Raw genomic sequence first — 15,466 nt, 5'->3', positions numbered from 1 at the left:
ACCTGCATTCCACGATGTCTCTGTTAGAAGTCTCCAACCTCCGCATCCGCCTGCAGACGCACCGGGGCCCCGCCGATGCCGTGCGCGGCGTGAGCTTTTCGCTGGCGCGCGGTGAAACCCTGGGCCTGATCGGTGAGTCCGGCTGCGGCAAGTCCATCACCGCCATGTCGCTCATGGGCCTGCTGCCAGAGAGCGCACAGGTCACCGGCAGCATCCGCTTTGATGGGCAAGAGCTGGTGGGCCGCACCGATGCACAGATGTGCAAGATGCGCGGCAACCGCATTGGCATGGTGTTCCAGGAGCCCATGACGGCCCTCAACCCCGTGCACACCATTGGCCGCCAGGTGGCCGAGCCGCTGCGCCTGCACCGGGGCATGAATGCGGCAGCCGCACGCACCGAAGCCATTGCCCTGCTGGACCGCGTGGGCATCCCCAACGCCGCGCAGCGTTTTGACGCCTACCCGCACCAGTTCTCGGGCGGGCAGCGCCAGCGCATCACCATTGCGATGGCACTGGCCTGCGGGCCAGACCTGCTGATTGCCGACGAGCCCACCACAGCGCTGGACGTGACCATCCAGCAGCAGATCCTGGACCTCATCAGCGACCTGGTGGCCGAGCGCAACATGGCGCTCATCCTCATCTCGCACGACCTGGGCGTGATCTCTCAGAACGTGGACCGCATGATGGTGATGTACGGCGGCAGCGTGGTCGAAAGCGGCTCCACCGCCTCGGTCTTCTCGGCCATGGCGCACCCCTACACACGCGGGCTGTTCGCAGCACGGCCCCACCTGGGTGCCGTGCATGCGCCCGGGCAACGCCCGCGCCTGTCCACCATTCCGGGCACGGTGCCCGAGCTGGTGGACCTGCCCGCTGGCTGCCCGTTTGCAGGGCGCTGCAGCTACACGGTGGATGACTGCCACTACAAGCAGCCCGAGGCCACGCTGGTGGCCACCGATGCCGACGGCGACCACCTGGTGCGCTGCCTGCGGCGCGAAGCCATTGCCGAGGCGCAGAGTGCGAGCGTGGTGAACGTCATCGGAGTGGCTGCATGACCCAGGCACCCCACACCACCGGCGCGCCAACCACCGCGCCGCTGCTCCAGGTGACCGACCTGGTGCGCGAATACACACTGCCCCGCGAGCACCTGTTTCGCCCGCCGGGCAAGGTGCATGCGCTCAACGGCGTGAACTTCTCGATTGCCGCAGGCCGCAGCCTCGGCATCGTCGGCGAATCGGGCTCGGGCAAGTCCACCCTGGCACGGCTGGTGATGGCGCTCGATGCGCCCACCTCCGGCACGGTGGAACTGCTGGGCCGCAACCTGCACCAGCTGCCCGCCGAGCAGCTGCGCCAGGCGCGCCGGGATTTTCAGATGGTGTTCCAGGACCCGTACGGGTCGCTGGACCCGCGCCAGACGGTGGAGCGCATCGTGACCGAGCCGCTGCAGGCGCAAGGCCAGACCACGCGCGCCGAGCAGCGCGAGCAGGCTGCCCAGGTGCTGTCGCAGGTGGGCCTGCGCACCAACGACCTTGGCAAGTACCCGCACGAGTTTTCCGGCGGCCAGCGCCAGCGCATTGCCATTGCGCGCGCCCTCATCACCCGGCCCCGCCTCATCGTGGCCGACGAGCCGGTGAGCGCGCTCGACGTGTCGGTGCAGGCCCAGGTGCTCAACCTGATGCAAGACCTGCAGCAGCAGTTCGGCATCACCTACATGCTCATCAGCCATGACCTCGCGGTGGTCAACCACCTGTGCGACGAGGTGGTGGTGCTGTACCAGGGACGCATCGTGGAGCGCGGCTCGCCGGGCGAGCTGTTCCGCAACGCGCAGCACCCGTACACACAGTCGCTGGTGGGCGCCGTGCCGCAGGTGCAGCCCGGCCGCGCGCGGGCGCGCCGTGCGGCAGCCGCTGCGGCAACGGCAAAAACCGCATAACCACATGCAGGTGTGATGGTGTAAAAAGCTTCTTTCCTCCCCGGTAACAAATTGCACCGGGGGTCTTTATGGTTGTTGTCTGGTTTTTTGTCTGGAGAGTCCGAACATGCTGAACCGCCGTACCGTCCTTGCCACTGGCGCCATCGCCGCTGTGCCCTTGACCACCTCGCTTGGCGCCCTGGCGCAAGGCCGCAAAGATGCGGTGACGCTGGCGATGACGCTGGAGCCCCCAGGCCTGGACCCCACCGCCGGTGCGGCCTCCGCCATCGCCGAGATCGTTCAGTACAACATCTTCGAGACGCTCACCAAGATCAACCCCGACGGCAGCGTGTCGCCCCTGCTGGCCGAAAGCTGGGAGGTCTCGCCCGACCTCAAGACCTACACCTTCAAGCTGCGCCGTGGCGTGAAGTTCCAGAACGGCGAGCCCTTCACCGCTGCGGCCGTCAAGTTCTCGTACGACCGCGCAGGCGGCGAGAAGAGCACCAACAAGGACAAGCGCACCTTTGCAGGCATCACCACCCAGGTGGTGGACGACTACACCGTCGTGCTGCTCAACAAGGAGATCGACCCCGACCTGCTGTTCGTGCTGGGCCAGGCCACCTCCATCATCGTGGAGCCCAAGAGCGCCGACACCAACGCCAACAAGCCCGTGGGCACCGGCCCCTACCAGCTGCAGGCGTGGAACAAGGGCTCGTCGGTCGTGCTGACCGCCTGGGCCGACTACCGCGATGCCAAGGCCATCAAGATCAAGCGCGCCACCTTCCGCTTCATCTCCGACCCGGCTGCCCAGGTGGCGGCCCTGCTGGCGGGCGACGTGGACGCCTTCCCGCGCGTCACGCCGCGCAGCGTGGCGCAGTTCAAGGCCAACCCCAAGTTCCAGGTGGTGGTCAGCGGCTCGCGCGCCAAGACCATCCTGGCCATCAACAACGGCAAGAAGCCGCTGGACGACGTGCGCGTGCGCCGCGCCATTGCCGCCGCCATTGACCGCAAGGCCGTCATTGAAGGCGCGGGCGACGGCTACGGCGCGTCTATCGGCAGCCACTACGTGCCCGGCGCGTTTGGCTACGTGGACACCACGGGCGTGAACCCCTACGACCCCGAGAAGGCCAAGAAGCTGCTGGCCGAAGCCGGCATCAAGACGCCGCTGGAGCTGACGATGACGCTGCCCCCCACGCCCTACGCCCGCCAGGGTGGCGAGGTGATTGCAGCCCAGCTGGCCAAGGTCGGCATCGTCGCCAAGATCCAGAACGTGGAATGGGCGCAGTGGCTCAGCGGTACCTACGGCAGCAAGAACTACGACCTGACCGTGATCAGCCACGTGGAGCCCTTTGACCTGGGCAACTTTGCCAAGCCCGACTACTACTGGGCCTACAACTCGCCCAAGTTCAACGACCTGTTCAACCAGATCAAGAACGCCGCCCGCCCCGCCGACCGCGCCAAGCTGCTGGGCGATGCGCAACGCCTGCTGGCCGAGGACTCGGTGCACGCCTTCCTGTACTCCAACCAGTGGATCACGGTGGCCAACAAGAACCTCAAGGGCCTGTGGAAAGACATGCCCGTGTTCGTGAACGACATCTCCGCGCTGTCCTGGTCCTGATAGCCACGCGCCGCAACGCGGCGCGTGCAGGAGCCAATACTCCTAAAACAATAGCTGCCAGCGCTTGATCCACTAGCGCTTGCAGCCTTTTTTTATTGATAAACGCCGCTACGGCGACCACCCACCACGCCATGACCGAACTGCACGACCTGCCCGCCCACGACCTGATTGCCGCCTACCGCCAGCGCAAGCTGTCACCGGTTGAGGTCACGCAGGCCGTGCTGGCCCACATCGAACGGTGGGAGCCCCACATCCAGGCCACCTACCTGCTGCGCCCCGAGGCCGCCCTGGCCCAGGCGCGTGCCTCCGAGGCCCGCTGGCTGCGCGGCGAGCCCAAGGGGCTGCTCGACGGCGTGCCCAGCACCATCAAGGAAAACATTGCCACCGAAGGCGACCCCACCCCGCTGGGCACGGCCGCCGTTGAGCTGGTGCCCGCCGCAGCTGACGCCCCCCCCGCCGCCCGCATGCGCGAGGCAGGTGCCGTCATCGTCGCCAAGACCACCATGCCCGACTACGGCATGTTGTCATCCGGCCTGTCCACCTTTCACCCGCTGTCGCGCAACCCCTGGGACGTGAGCAAGGGCCCGGGCGGCTCCAGCGCCGGCGGTGGCGCGGCGGCCGCTGCGGGCTACGGCCCGCTGCACATCGGCACCGACATTGGCGGCTCGCTGCGCCTGCCCGCCAGCTGGTGCGGCATCTTCAGCCTCAAGCCCAGCCTGGGCCGTATCCCGATTGACCCACCTTACACCGGCCGCGCCGCCGGCCCCATGACCCGCACCGCGGCCGACGCCGCGCTGATGATGCAGGTGCTGAGCCTGCCCGACGCGCGTGACAGCATGAGCCTGCCCTACCAGGACATCGCGTGGAGCCAGTTCAACAAGGGCGCCGAACGCCTGCGCGGCCTGCGCATCGGCCTGCTGCTGGATGCTGGCTGCGGCCTGCCCGTGGAGCCCGAAGTGAAGGCCGCCGTGGAGCGCGCAGCAAAACTCATGGAAGCCGCCGGCGCCACCATCGTGCCCATGGCGCCCTTCATGACCCAGGCCATGCTCGACGGCATGGACCATTTCTGGCGCATGCGTTCCCACATAGACCTGCAGGCCCTACCTGCGGCGCGGCGCGACAAGGTGCTGCCCTACATCCGCACCTGGGCCGACAGTGCCGCCGGCATGAGCGGCACCGAGGTCTTCACCGCCAGCCACCAGTTCCACCTGACGCGCGTGGCCGCCGTCAAGGCCTGCAGCGCGTTCGACTATGTGATCTCGCCCGTGGCGCCCAACGTCGCCTTCCAGGCCGAGCTGCCCTCGCCCACCAACGACCCACTACGGCCGCTGGAGCACATCGGGTTTACCGTGCCATTCAACATGTCCGAGCAACCTGCGGCCTCGGTCAACTGCGGCTACACCCGCGCTGGTTTGCCCATCGGCCTGCAGATTGCGGGCGCACGTTTTGACGACCTGGGCGTGCTGCAGGTGGCGCACGCGTTCGAGCTGATCCGCGAACCCCAGCGGGCATGGCCCCAGCCGCCTGCGGCATAACCCTGCATCTGTCGTGCGTTGTTGTTGGTAACCTTGGGGGAATACGCTCTGACGCTGGCACCACCGCTGGAGCCCCCCCGCCCTACCAACCACCACCCCACACCGCATGGACATCATCATCCTGGCGATCCTCATCGCCACCGGCACCTTCATGCTCAATGCCAAAGAGCAGCGCAAGCGCATTGCGCTGCTGGGCAAACACCTGGCCAACTACCAGATCGAAAAGCTGATGGAGGCGCTGACCGACGGCTACCTGCGCGCCCTGGGTGAAAGCACCGACGAGCGCCGCAGCCAGATTTGGAGCCTGCTGAGCACCACCGAGTCGCAGCTGAGCGAGCAGTTCAGCCGCTTTGCCGCCGACTTTGCCAAGGTGGACGAAGCCCACGCGCGCGTCAGCCGGCTCTCCGTGCCGATCCCGTTTGCCGACAAGCTGCTGCCCGCCATGACCTTTGACGTGCGCCGAGCCCTGGCCATCCACGCGCGCGGCATTGCCCATGTGGTGCAGAACACCAGCCACCTGTCGCCCAAGGACCGCGCCTACATGATGACGGCCGAGCTGTTTCTGATGCAGCACACCTGCCACTGGTACTGCAAGTCCAAAACGGTGGCCAGCGCCCGCATGCTGGCGCGGCACCAGACGCCGCATGAACAGCTCGTGGCGTCGGTGTCTGCCGAAACCCGCAACGCCTACGTGACCTTGATCAACGGCGGCTGAGCCCAGCGACCCAACAATGCCCCATGCCATCCTCCACGCACACCCGCATGACCGACAGCCTGGGCAACCCCATCACGTTGCACGACGCCACCAGCGCGGCAGCGCTGAATGACTTTGTAGAAGGCTTCATCGCCTGCGAAGCCCGCGCGGTGAACGTGCTGAACGCAGCGGCCGACACCAGCCCCATCGTTCAGGCCAGCTGCGCGGCGCTGCACATGTTTGCCGAGTCGGCAGACGCCCCGCGCAACGCGCGCCCCTTCATCGACCAGGCCCTGGCCCGTGCCGCAGATGCTACCGAGCGTGAGCAACGCTTTGTGGCCGCCATCGCTGCCTGGGTGGATGGCGACCTGCCCCGCGCCATTGCACTGCACGAAGAGCAAGCCCGCCTGCACCCGCGCGACCTCGCCTCCCTCAAGCTCGGCCAATACCATCTGTTCAACCGGGGCGACTCCCCGGGCATGCTGCGCCTGGCGCTGCAGGCCCTGCCCGCAGCGGCCGAAGTGCCGTACCTGCACGGCATGCTCGCCTTTGGCTGGGAGCAATGCCACCGCCTGCCAGAGGCCGAAAACGCCGCCCGCCACGCCATCAGCCTGTGCCGCAAAGAGCCCTGGGCCCACCACGCGCTGGCCCACGTCATGCTGACCCAGGGCCGCATCCGCGAAGGTACCGACTTTATGGCTAGCGTGGGCAACACCTGGACGGGCCTGAACTCCTTCATGGTCACGCACAACTGGTGGCACCAGGCGCTGTTTTTGCTGGAGCAGGACCGGCACGCCGAGGTGCTGGCGCTCTACGACAGCCAGGTCTGGGGCGTGGTCAAGGAATACACCCAGGACCAGATCAACGCCGTGTCCCTGCTCGCACGGCTGGAGCTGGCAGGCGTGGATGTCGGTGACCGCTGGACCGACGTAGCCAACCACCTCGCGCAACGCCTTGCCGACCATGTGCTGCCCTTCCTGGACCTGCAATACCTCTACGGCCTGGCCCGTGCCGGGCGCATGGAGGCAGCACGCACGCTGCAACAAGGCATCGAGGCCCACGCCGCCACCCGCACCGAGGCGCAGGAGCGCACCGTGTGGCAACAGGTGTGCGTGCCCGCCGCCCACGGCCTGCTGGCACATGCGCAGGGCGACTGGGCGACGGCGGTGGAGAAACTGGGCGTGGCCCTGCCCCGGCTGGTGGAGATTGGAGGCAGCCATGCGCAACGGGATTTGTTTCACCAGATCTGGTTGGACGCACTGCAGCGCAACGGGCAGTGGGCGGCGGTGCAGAACGTGTTGCAGCCGATAGTGAATGGGCAGCCGGAGTCGGTGAGGCTGGCGCGGCAGATGGGGGTGATTAACGCAGCGCTTAGTTTGCCTAGTTGAACCTAGACATCACCTACTGCGGCCCTTTGAGACTGGTACTGACCGAACCGAGAGTGCCTTAACAACCTTCACACGCAGATACAGTCAAAGCTTGGTCAATTAGGATTTCTCGAGTGTTCGGGAATGACAATCGAGGGCTTTTTTCTGAGCGTTGAACGGGAAGCAGTGTGTTTGACTCAGCAGAATGCCACTACAACCCTCACCGCCCCCACGTTGTGCCTTCCAGAGAGAAGGTTTTCGCAATTTGGTGACCGGACTAAATCGCGCTCGTACCTCGTAAGGGCTACCCGCCTTGTCAGTGTCACTACCGGACTACGCAAGAGCAGCTTGGGTTGGACACACTTCGCGCTTCAACGGATATGCCAATGGCTTGAACGAATGCAAGGTACTTCGCCCAATCGGACTTCTGAACGTGCTGACAACCTCTGATTCCACTGCGGCTCGCCCACGCGGTCTGCTAGCTGCCTCCGGCGTACTGGCCTTGTCTTGGCTTCTCGCGGCATGCTCCCCCGAGACTACAACCACCGCTTCTCCAACAGGCGCGCCTGCGACGACCAGCGGTACAAAGAACGCACAACATCTGTATGTGGTGTATTGCAACGGCACCGTTGACCACCTGGATCTGGCGAAGCAGACCAAGGTAGCAAGCTTCCAACTGTCAGACCGCAGCGGTAGCCCTCCCGCCGTGGCCAAGCTGCCGGCAGCAGGCGCGCGACCTGACAGTTGCTTGGCCAGACCAGTCTCGTTGACCGAAGCCTTCCCTCAAGATGAGGGGATGGCGTTCGTCGTTGCGTCAGCTCGGTTGCAGCGCGACGACACAAGCGGGCGCATGCCCTACAGCCTCCTCCACTTTTCAGTGCCTGCATGGACTTTTCAGGGCCGACAGGATCTGGGCAGCTTTGACGTACTCAACGGAACCCCGCCACGCATTGCACGCAGCTCCGACGGGCGGCTAAAGCCGCAACCGGCTGACATCGACACTGCTTCTGAACTGCATGCAGAGCTCAGCCAGTACGAAGGCGGCACCACGTTGACATTTGCCACCCCGCTCGCGACATCTGCCAACACGGTGCTGATTGGATACACCGCGTCTCAGGATGCCCAGAGTGCGGCTTATGCATTACTGCACCGCACGCGGCGCAGCATCGTACGGATCGAGAGAATTCCTGGCGGCGATCCTGAACCTGCACTCAGCCTGGCCCCTGGCGGACAGTTTGTACTGCACTCGGTGCGCGCTTTCAACGCCAAGCAAGGCATCCGCCAACTTGCGACTACAGGAGAACTAAGACTGTACGGAGCGGACGGTAAGCTGGTCAGCCAGCAAACCGACGAACGTGTTGCTGGAGACTGGTATCCCATCGCACTGACTCCGCAAGGAGTTGCCGTCTATACCGACCGGCAGGGCAACTACCGTTTTGTTTCACTGGGGCGAATGTTTGGTACGGAGCCCGTGCAGGACCCCAGCACTGACGACCTGGACGGTACACGCCCGGGTGTCATCTATGCAGGCGGGTAAAGACCACGGTCAAACTCACCGCACCACCAACTTCGTCTGGTCATACACGGGCTGCTCCGGCAAATCCGCCAGGTGCCGCACGTCGGCCCAGTCCAGAACTTCCACCGCCTCGCCACTCACCCGCACCCGGTTAAGCCCTGCATTGGGGATGTCGCTCTGGCGCGGGCCGTCCAGCCCCGTGCCCCGTGCCGTGCGCCAGATCATGTCTAGCACGCCGCCGTGGGTCACGACCATCACAGTCTGGTCGCTGTGCTGCTGGGCGATGCGGTAGACGGCGTCCATCACGCGGGTGTGGAACTGGCGGGTGGTCTCGCCGCCCGGCATGCCGTAGTCGGCTTCAAAGCGCAGCCACTGGCTCCAGGCGTCGGCGTGGTCCTGCTTGACGTCGTCCACGCGCTTGCCGTCCACCACGCCAAAGTTTTGCTCGCGCAGGGCGCTGTCGGTGAAGGTGTCGATGCGGGCCTCAGGGAACAGCACCTGCAGGCTGGGCGTGGCGGTCTGCTGGGTGCGGATGAGGTCGCTGCAGATGAGGTGGTGCACCACGGGGCGCTCTGCGGCTAGGCGCTCGGCCAGGCGGCGGGCCTGTTCGTGGCCGGTGGCGTTCAGGGGCACGTCCACATGGCCCTGAAAGCGCAGCTCGCGGTTCCAGTCGGTCTCGCCGTGGCGGATCAGGATGAGTTCGGTCATAGGAGCGTGCTATGTGCTTTTACGTGTCCACGAAAGCCGGGGAAAGGCCCGGCAACTAGGCGCAAGGCGCGCCGCAGTATGCATACTGCAAGCGGCTTGTAACAACGTTGCCGGGCCTTTCCCCGGCTTTCCCACAGGGTTGGGCCAGTAGGCCAGCGCTCGCGGCGTTGCAGACCTTGCCAAGGCCACCAGCCTTGGCGGCAGTCCGCGCCTTGCGATCACTGGCCTACTGGCCCAATGTGGGCACGTAAAAGCACATAGCACGCTCCCGCCATTATCGAATGTACACACAGCATTGCAAGCTCTTTTGCCCGCAAGCGCTTATGTAATAAGCGCTGATAGCTATGTTTTTTATAACAACCGCCTGTACACCACCTACCGAGCGACCCGTCACCGCATGGGCACAACCAGTACCTTGCGGCGCGGCTGGCAGCCGGGGCCTTCGTAGGCGGAGCTGTCCTGCTCCCAGCCCGAGCCGGGCGAGGTTTGGGCGCACACACGCTGACCGTCGACCAGGCTGCGCCAGTAGTACCAGGGCGCGGGGGCGGCCTGTACCAGCAGCGGGGCCAGCAAGACGACCAGCGCGAACAGCGCGCACGGAAGGCGGGGGGCGATAGGCATGGGCAAACAATGCATTCAACGTGTCCCGCCCATGCTACGCAGCCTGCGGCGTGCCGATGCCCGGAAAAGCGGCGGGATCGTCAGTCAGGGCTCAGGGCTTGTCAGCCGTGACGATCCAGCCTTCCAGCGGGTCGAGCCCCGGCGGCAGGCCATAGAGCGCATCGCCCTCGGCATGGCGCTGCTCGGCCCAGGCGGCTTGCAGCAGGCACAGCACGGCGTCCAGGCTGTCGCCGCTGGCGTCTTGCACCAGCGCGTCGCGCTGGGCATGGCTGAGCTTGAGGCGCAGGCCGAGGCGGGTCTGGCCCAGCTCCAGCGCGTTGACCAGGTCTTTGCGGGCGATGAGGCGGTCGGGCGTCTGCTTGGCGCGGTCGTCGCTTTTGTAGCTGCGGCGCTGCAGCACCTCGCGCGCGAGCAGGCCGGGGTAGGCCTCCAGCGCCACGCGGCGGGGGTCGCCTGCGTGCAGGCTGGGCAGGTGCACGCCCGCGTCCAGCAGCAGCGGCAAGCCTGCGTGCAGCATGTAGGCCACGGGCGGGTTCACCCATTTCATGGAAGGACTGGAGCCTGCGGGGCCGTCGGTGGCGCGGTGGGCAAACTTGCCACCCACGGGGCGCGCATCGCAGAACGCCGCAAACTGCGCGCGGATCTGCTCGCGGCTGAGGCTGCGGTAGTGCTGCATACACGCCAGCCAGTCAGTGGGCCACCCCAGCGCCTGCACCAGCTCGCGCGGCAGGCCAAAAGGCAGGTCGAACCCGCCCACCCAGTCGCCGGGCTGCGCCAGCCACTGGCCAAACGCGGCCAGGGTGTCGAACGGCTGCAGCGTGGTGAGCGACACGCGCGCGCCCTGGCGCTGGCCCAGCGCAAGCACGATGGGTTTGCGCCGCGTGGGGCTGCTGGAGAAGTCGCAGCCCAGCAGCAGAGGTTGTGGTGCGGCGGCCGTCATCCCAAGGCCAGGGCCGTGACGCCTGTCGCAATGCACAGCGCGCCAAAAATGCGCGCCACGCGGTCACCCTCGCCCAGCAGATGCCCACCGATCAGCGCTGCAAACAGCATGGACACCTCGCGCGCTGGGGCCACGTGCGACAGGGGCGCCTGCTGCATGGCGTACAGCACCAGCACATAGGCCACCGGGCTGACCACCGCCACGGCCAGCGCAAAACGCCACTGGGCCAGCCAGAGCGTTCGGGCCGTGGGCAGGTCGCGCAGCACCACCGGCGCCAGCAGGCCCACGCGCACAAAGTTGCCCATGTAATCCACCAGGATGGGCGACATCAGCAAAAACTTGACCGCATAGCCATCGACCACCGTGTAGCTGGCAATGAACGCGCCTGTGAGCAGGCCATACAACATGCCCTTGTGCACCCGAGCCCGCGCAGCGGGGTCGTGGGCGGCGCGCAGCAGGCCCGGGCCGCCCGCAATCAGAAACACGCCCCCGACCACACCCACGATGCCCAAAGCGCCCAGCGCGGAGATCTGCTCGCCCAGTAGCGTGATGGCCACCAGCGACGACAAGAGCGGCCCCGAGCCGCGCGCCAGCGGGTACACCACGGTGAGGTCCGCCACACGGTAGCCGCGCAGCAGGATGACGAAGTACGCCACATGCAGCAGCCCGCTGGCGGCCACGAAGCCCCACTCCACCGCGCCCCACTGCGGCACCGCGTCGCGCCCCAGGTACCAGCCCAGCGGCGCCCAGACGACCATCATGATCACCGAGGTGAAGAACGCAAACCGCGAGTCCCCCCCGGCCTTCTTGGCCACGATGTTCCAGCACGCGTGGATGAGGCCGGCGAGGATGATGAGGGCGAAGGCGGTGAAGGTCACGGGTCAGAAAGAGAGAGGGCTGGAATGCAAAAAGCCGCAGCCCCTGTGGGCTGCGGCTGCAATGACGAGTTCAGGACAACGAAGAAAAGTGGGGTGATTGGCGTAGCGAGCGGCCTCAGCCTGGGTGGAGGAACGCAGCCGCACTCCCGTGCGGCGAGTACCGCAGGCCCGGGATCAGGCCGCGCAGTAGCCAAGCGCCCCGCTTTTCAAGCTCGGCCGATGATGGAGGCGGTGGCCATCAACTCTTCAAGCAGCGCAAACGACACCTTGCCCGACACCGCATACGGGTCCAGTTCGGGCTTTTCGGAGTATTTGAGCAGGATGGAGTGGTTGATCTTGGACAGGTTGACCTGCCCCATGGTCCAGCCGCCAAAGCGGCGCTCGGCGATTTCTTCGTAGTGCAGCAGCTCCACGTTCTTGTGGCGCGTATCCTTCTGGATGTGGCCGTACAGCTCGCTCACCGCAGAGCGTCCGCCCTCGATGGCTTGCAAAAACACGCCGCCGCCGTAGCACAGCACGCCGGTGATGCCGCTGCCGGGGTTGTGCTGGCGCGACTGCGTCAGGATGGCTTCAATGGCGGCGGGCGAGGTATCGACCGCGCGACTGGCGTAAAGCAGGCGTACCAGCATGGTCAGTTCTTTCCAGGGATGAGGGACAAAAATTCACGGCGCAAGGCGCTGTCCTTGAGGAACACGCCACGCATGACCGAGTTGATCATGCGGCTGTCGTTGTCGCGCACGCCGCGCCAGGACATGCAGAAGTGGCTGGCTTCCATGACGATGGCCAGGCCGTCGGGCTGGGTCTTTTCCATGATCAGGTCGGCCAGCTGCACCACGGCTTCTTCCTGGATCTGGGGGCGGCCCATGATCCAGTCCACCAGGCGCGCGTATTTGGACAGGCCGATCACGTTGGTGTGCTCGTTGGGCATCACGCCGATCCAGATCTTGCCGATGACGGGGCAGAAGTGGTGGCTGCAGGCACTGCGCACGGTGAGCGGGCCCACGATCATCAGCTCGTTCAAGTGCTCGGCGTTGGGGAACTCGGTGATGGGCGGCTGCGCCACATAGCGGCCGCGGAACACCTCGTTGAGGTACATCTTGGCCACGCGGCGCGCGGTGTTGTTGGTGTTGTGGTCGCCCTGGGTGTTGATCACCAGGCTGTCGAGCACGCCTTGCATCTTGACCTCGACCTCGTCGAGCAGCTTTTCCAGCTCGCCGGGCTCGATGAATTCGGCAATGTTGTCGTTGGCGTGAAAGCGCTTGCGCGCGGCGGCAAGGCGTTCTCGGATCTTGACGGAAACGGGCGTGCCTTCGTCCGGTGAGGTGGGCGTCATATCGGCGGCAGGTTGGCTGGACATGGCTGGCATCGTACCAGCGAACCCAGTTTGATCAATTACAAGGGTTTTAGGCAGCAAGCGCTAGTGGAATATGCCTGAGAAGCTATTAATAATATAGCAATCTCGGCAAAGGCGCCCTCAGTACCGCTTGCCAGTCACCCACAGCGCCAGGCGCATGAGACCAAACGCCACGCGGTCCAGCACCCGCTGGCGCAGCGGGCGGCCGGCATAGCGCGCAGGGTCCATGCGGCGGCCCGCGTGCTGCATGGCGTGCACCAGGCGCTGGCGCAGGTCGATGGCAAAGGCGGCGTCTTCCACCACCACGTTGGCCTCGCGCGCCAGCAGCAGGGAAAGCGGGTCGAGGTTGGACGAGCCCACCGTGGCCCAGGGCCGGTCACCCTGCGCGTCGATGACGGCCACCTTGGCGTGCAGAAAGCTGGGGGCGTACTCGTAGATCTCGACCCCGGCCTCCAGCAGCGCGCCATACACGGGCCGGGCTGCGTGGTACTGCATGAAGTATTCGTACCGCCCTTGCAACAGCAGACGCACGCGCACGCCCCGGCGCGCGGCCATCACCAGCGCGCGGCGCAGCTTGCCGCCGGGCATGAAGTAGGCATTGGCAATGATGACCTCGTGCCGTGCTGCGCCGATGGCGCGGCGGTAGGCCTTCTCGATGCGGCTGCGGTTGCGCACGTTGTCGCGCAGCACCAGGGTGGCGCGCACAGGCGGGCCTGCGCCGGGGTTGCCGCCCTGCTCCGCGTGCCGTGCCGCGCTGGCCGCGCGCAAGGCCTGCAGGGCCTCCGGCAAGCGGCGCTGGCGTGCGTCGCGCACGGCCTGCATGCGCCACCAGAGCTGGTCCATGGTGTCGCTGGCCGATGCCACCAGGCTGCCCGTGGCCCGCACGGCAAAGTCAAAACGGGGGGCCTCCAGCGCGCCGTGGTTGGGGTCGTGAAAGTCGTCCAGCACATTGATGCCGCCACAAAACAGCACCCGCCCATCCACCACACACAGCTTGCGGTGCAGGCGCCGCCAGCGGTGTGGCAGCAGCAGCCCCAGCGGCCCCAGCGGCGAATACACGCTGCACTGCACCCCGGCGGCCTGAAACTGATCGGCCCAGGCCTTGGGCAACGCGCCCGTGCCCACGCCATCGACCACCAGATGGGTGCGCACGCCGCGCGCTGCAGCGCGCATCAGCGCCTGGGCCACGGTGGCTCCGGCGCCGGTGAAGTCAAAGATATAGGTCTCGAACTGGATGTCCGCCATCGCAGCATCCATGGCCTCGGTGAGCGCCGGAAAGAACTCCTCGGCGCCTTGCAGCAGCCGGACCTGGTGGTCGTCGGCGGGCCCGGTGCCCGGGGCCTGCGCAAAGGACTTGCGCCTCATCCCGTCACCCCGCCACCGCGCACACCACGGCAACGCCTCACAGCCGGAACTCCGCGATCAGGGGCAGATGGTCCGACATGCGCCACCAAATACGGCCACGCGGCACCTGTAGCGACAGCGGCGTGAGCCCGCGCGCATACACATGGTCCAGCTGCGCCAGGGGCAGGCGTGCGGGGTAGGTGAAGGTGCGGGGCGCATCCCATTCATACAGGCCAAAGCCTGCCAGCATGCGCTTGAGCTGCTGCCCCCAGTCGTTGAAGTCACCGGCCACCACCAGCGGCGTACCGGGGGGCACCTCGCGCTCGATGAAGCCCTGCAGGCGCTCGACCTGGCGGATGCGGCTGCCAGGGATCAGGCCCAGGTGCACCACGATCACGTGCACGTTGCGGCCCTGCACATCCACCTCCACATGCAGCAGCCCGCGCTGCTCGAAACGGTGGTCCGAGATGTCTTCATGCTGGTGCCCGATCACCGGCCAACGGGTGAGCAACGCGTTGCCATGTTCGCCGTGTTTGGTGACCGCATTGGTGCGATACACCGCCTCGTAGCCTTCGGGCGCCAGGAACTCGGCCTGCGGCAGATCAGGCCAGCGCTGAAAGTAGGCCGCCTCGCGCCGGTGCAGTTTGCGCACCTCCTGCAGGCAAACGATGTCGGCGTCGAGCTGCTCCACCGCCAGGCCCAGGTTGTGAATCTCCAGCCGCCGCGCGGGCCCGATGCCTTGCACACCCTTGTGGATGTTGTAGGTGGCTACGCGCAGGATGTCGTCGTGTTGCATGGTCCTAGGAGGGGTAATTGAACGCGCTCGCCAGCGTCGCGATGGGTGCGCCAGGCAAGGCGCGAGGACGCGGCGGGCTCATGCCCGCAAAAAGGAGCAACGCCGCATGGCGCGCCCAGCGCGGTGCTGGCAAATGCGTAGCGTGCCCACTCGACAAGCGAACGTCAACGAAGCAGCGAGAGTCAG

General features: G+C 66.2%; 15 protein-coding genes. 7 read left to right on the top strand and 8 right to left on the bottom strand.

What is annotated here, in order from left to right; all coding sequences use genetic code 11:
* Positions 1-14 precede the first annotated feature (14 nt).
* The 7 genes from C8C95_RS14805 (at position 15) to C8C95_RS14775 (ending at position 8,660) form a co-directional block, all read left to right on the top strand.
* Complete coding sequence (locus C8C95_RS14805; RefSeq protein WP_116749071.1) at positions 15-1,052, top strand: ABC transporter ATP-binding protein; 1,038 nt, start codon at positions 15-17, stop codon at positions 1,050-1,052.
* Complete coding sequence (locus tag C8C95_RS14800; protein ID WP_116749070.1) at positions 1,049-1,930, top strand: ATP-binding cassette domain-containing protein; 882 nt, start codon at positions 1,049-1,051, stop codon at positions 1,928-1,930. Before C8C95_RS14805 ends, C8C95_RS14800 begins: the two co-directional genes overlap by 4 nt.
* A gap of 106 nt (positions 1,931-2,036) precedes the next feature.
* Positions 2,037-3,527, top strand: coding sequence for an ABC transporter substrate-binding protein (locus tag C8C95_RS14795; protein ID WP_116749069.1), 1,491 nt, complete (start codon positions 2,037-2,039; stop codon positions 3,525-3,527).
* 131 nt (positions 3,528-3,658) lie between these two features.
* Complete coding sequence (locus C8C95_RS14790) at positions 3,659-5,062, top strand: amidase (protein WP_116749068.1); 1,404 nt, start codon at positions 3,659-3,661, stop codon at positions 5,060-5,062.
* A gap of 106 nt (positions 5,063-5,168) precedes the next feature.
* On the top strand, positions 5,169-5,777 hold the full coding sequence (locus C8C95_RS14785; protein WP_099731067.1) for a hypothetical protein: 609 nt from the start codon (positions 5,169-5,171) through the stop codon (positions 5,775-5,777).
* 23 nt (positions 5,778-5,800) lie between these two features.
* On the top strand, positions 5,801-7,144 hold the full coding sequence (locus C8C95_RS14780; RefSeq protein ID WP_116749067.1) for a tetratricopeptide repeat protein: 1,344 nt from the start codon (positions 5,801-5,803) through the stop codon (positions 7,142-7,144).
* Between the two features lie 745 nt (positions 7,145-7,889).
* On the top strand, positions 7,890-8,660 hold the full coding sequence (locus tag C8C95_RS14775; RefSeq protein ID WP_133246238.1) for a hypothetical protein: 771 nt from the start codon (positions 7,890-7,892) through the stop codon (positions 8,658-8,660).
* Positions 8,661-8,675: 15 nt separating this feature from the next.
* Here C8C95_RS14775 and C8C95_RS14770 read toward each other — a convergent pair whose 3' ends face one another.
* The 8 genes from C8C95_RS14770 to C8C95_RS14735 form a co-directional block, all read right to left on the bottom strand.
* Positions 8,676-9,347, bottom strand: coding sequence for a histidine phosphatase family protein (locus C8C95_RS14770; RefSeq protein WP_116749065.1), 672 nt, complete (start codon positions 9,345-9,347; stop codon positions 8,676-8,678).
* Positions 9,348-9,737: 390 nt separating this feature from the next.
* Positions 9,738-9,968, bottom strand: coding sequence for a hypothetical protein (locus C8C95_RS14765; RefSeq protein ID WP_116749064.1), 231 nt, complete (start codon positions 9,966-9,968; stop codon positions 9,738-9,740).
* 91 nt (positions 9,969-10,059) lie between these two features.
* Positions 10,060-10,908, bottom strand: coding sequence for a DUF429 domain-containing protein (locus C8C95_RS14760; protein ID WP_116749063.1), 849 nt, complete (start codon positions 10,906-10,908; stop codon positions 10,060-10,062).
* Complete coding sequence (locus C8C95_RS14755; protein ID WP_116749062.1) at positions 10,905-11,786, bottom strand: DMT family transporter; 882 nt, start codon at positions 11,784-11,786, stop codon at positions 10,905-10,907. The genes C8C95_RS14760 and C8C95_RS14755 overlap by 4 nt, the downstream gene beginning before the upstream one ends.
* A gap of 206 nt (positions 11,787-11,992) precedes the next feature.
* Complete coding sequence (locus C8C95_RS14750; RefSeq protein ID WP_056060427.1) at positions 11,993-12,415, bottom strand: BLUF domain-containing protein; 423 nt, start codon at positions 12,413-12,415, stop codon at positions 11,993-11,995.
* 2 nt (positions 12,416-12,417) lie between these two features.
* Positions 12,418-13,143 (bottom strand): GTP cyclohydrolase I, encoded by a 726-nt coding sequence (gene folE / locus C8C95_RS14745; protein ID WP_056060424.1) that lies wholly within the window; start codon positions 13,141-13,143, stop codon positions 12,418-12,420.
* Between the two features lie 117 nt (positions 13,144-13,260).
* Entirely contained in the window at positions 13,261-14,505 is a 1,245-nt protein-coding gene (clsB, locus tag C8C95_RS14740; protein WP_116749061.1) for a cardiolipin synthase ClsB, read from the bottom strand.
* A gap of 37 nt (positions 14,506-14,542) precedes the next feature.
* Entirely contained in the window at positions 14,543-15,280 is a 738-nt protein-coding gene (locus C8C95_RS14735) for an endonuclease/exonuclease/phosphatase family protein (RefSeq protein WP_099731073.1), read from the bottom strand.
* Positions 15,281-15,466: the final 186 nt, after the last annotated feature.

The organism is Acidovorax sp. 99, from assembly GCF_003096455.1.
Classification (GTDB): Bacteria; Pseudomonadota; Gammaproteobacteria; order Burkholderiales; family Burkholderiaceae_C; genus Acidovorax; species Acidovorax delafieldii.
This window is presented reverse-complemented; position numbering and strand designations above follow the sequence as displayed.

Bases quoted from the DNA above. Each gene is read 5' to 3' on its own strand.
- C8C95_RS14770 (WP_116749065.1), bottom strand. From the start codon at position 9,347: ATGACCGAACTCATCCTGATCCGCCACGGCGAGACCGACTGGAACCGC.
- C8C95_RS14790 (WP_116749068.1), top strand. From the start codon at position 3,659: ATGACCGAACTGCACGACCTGCCCGCCCACGACCTGATTGCCGCCTAC.
- C8C95_RS14735 (WP_099731073.1), bottom strand. From the start codon at position 15,280: ATGCAACACGACGACATCCTGCGCGTAGCCACCTACAACATCCACAAG.
- C8C95_RS14750 (WP_056060427.1), bottom strand. From the start codon at position 12,415: ATGCTGGTACGCCTGCTTTACGCCAGTCGCGCGGTCGATACCTCGCCC.
- C8C95_RS14780 (WP_116749067.1), top strand. From the start codon at position 5,801: ATGCCATCCTCCACGCACACCCGCATGACCGACAGCCTGGGCAACCCC.
- C8C95_RS14800 (WP_116749070.1), top strand. From the start codon at position 1,049: ATGACCCAGGCACCCCACACCACCGGCGCGCCAACCACCGCGCCGCTG.
- C8C95_RS14760 (WP_116749063.1), bottom strand. From the start codon at position 10,908: ATGACGGCCGCCGCACCACAACCTCTGCTGCTGGGCTGCGACTTCTCC.
- folE (WP_056060424.1), bottom strand. From the start codon at position 13,143: ATGTCCAGCCAACCTGCCGCCGATATGACGCCCACCTCACCGGACGAA.
- C8C95_RS14785 (WP_099731067.1), top strand. From the start codon at position 5,169: ATGGACATCATCATCCTGGCGATCCTCATCGCCACCGGCACCTTCATG.
- C8C95_RS14795 (WP_116749069.1), top strand. From the start codon at position 2,037: ATGCTGAACCGCCGTACCGTCCTTGCCACTGGCGCCATCGCCGCTGTG.
- clsB (WP_116749061.1), bottom strand. From the start codon at position 14,505: ATGAGGCGCAAGTCCTTTGCGCAGGCCCCGGGCACCGGGCCCGCCGAC.
- C8C95_RS14805 (WP_116749071.1), top strand. From the start codon at position 15: ATGTCTCTGTTAGAAGTCTCCAACCTCCGCATCCGCCTGCAGACGCAC.
- C8C95_RS14765 (WP_116749064.1), bottom strand. From the start codon at position 9,968: ATGCCTATCGCCCCCCGCCTTCCGTGCGCGCTGTTCGCGCTGGTCGTC.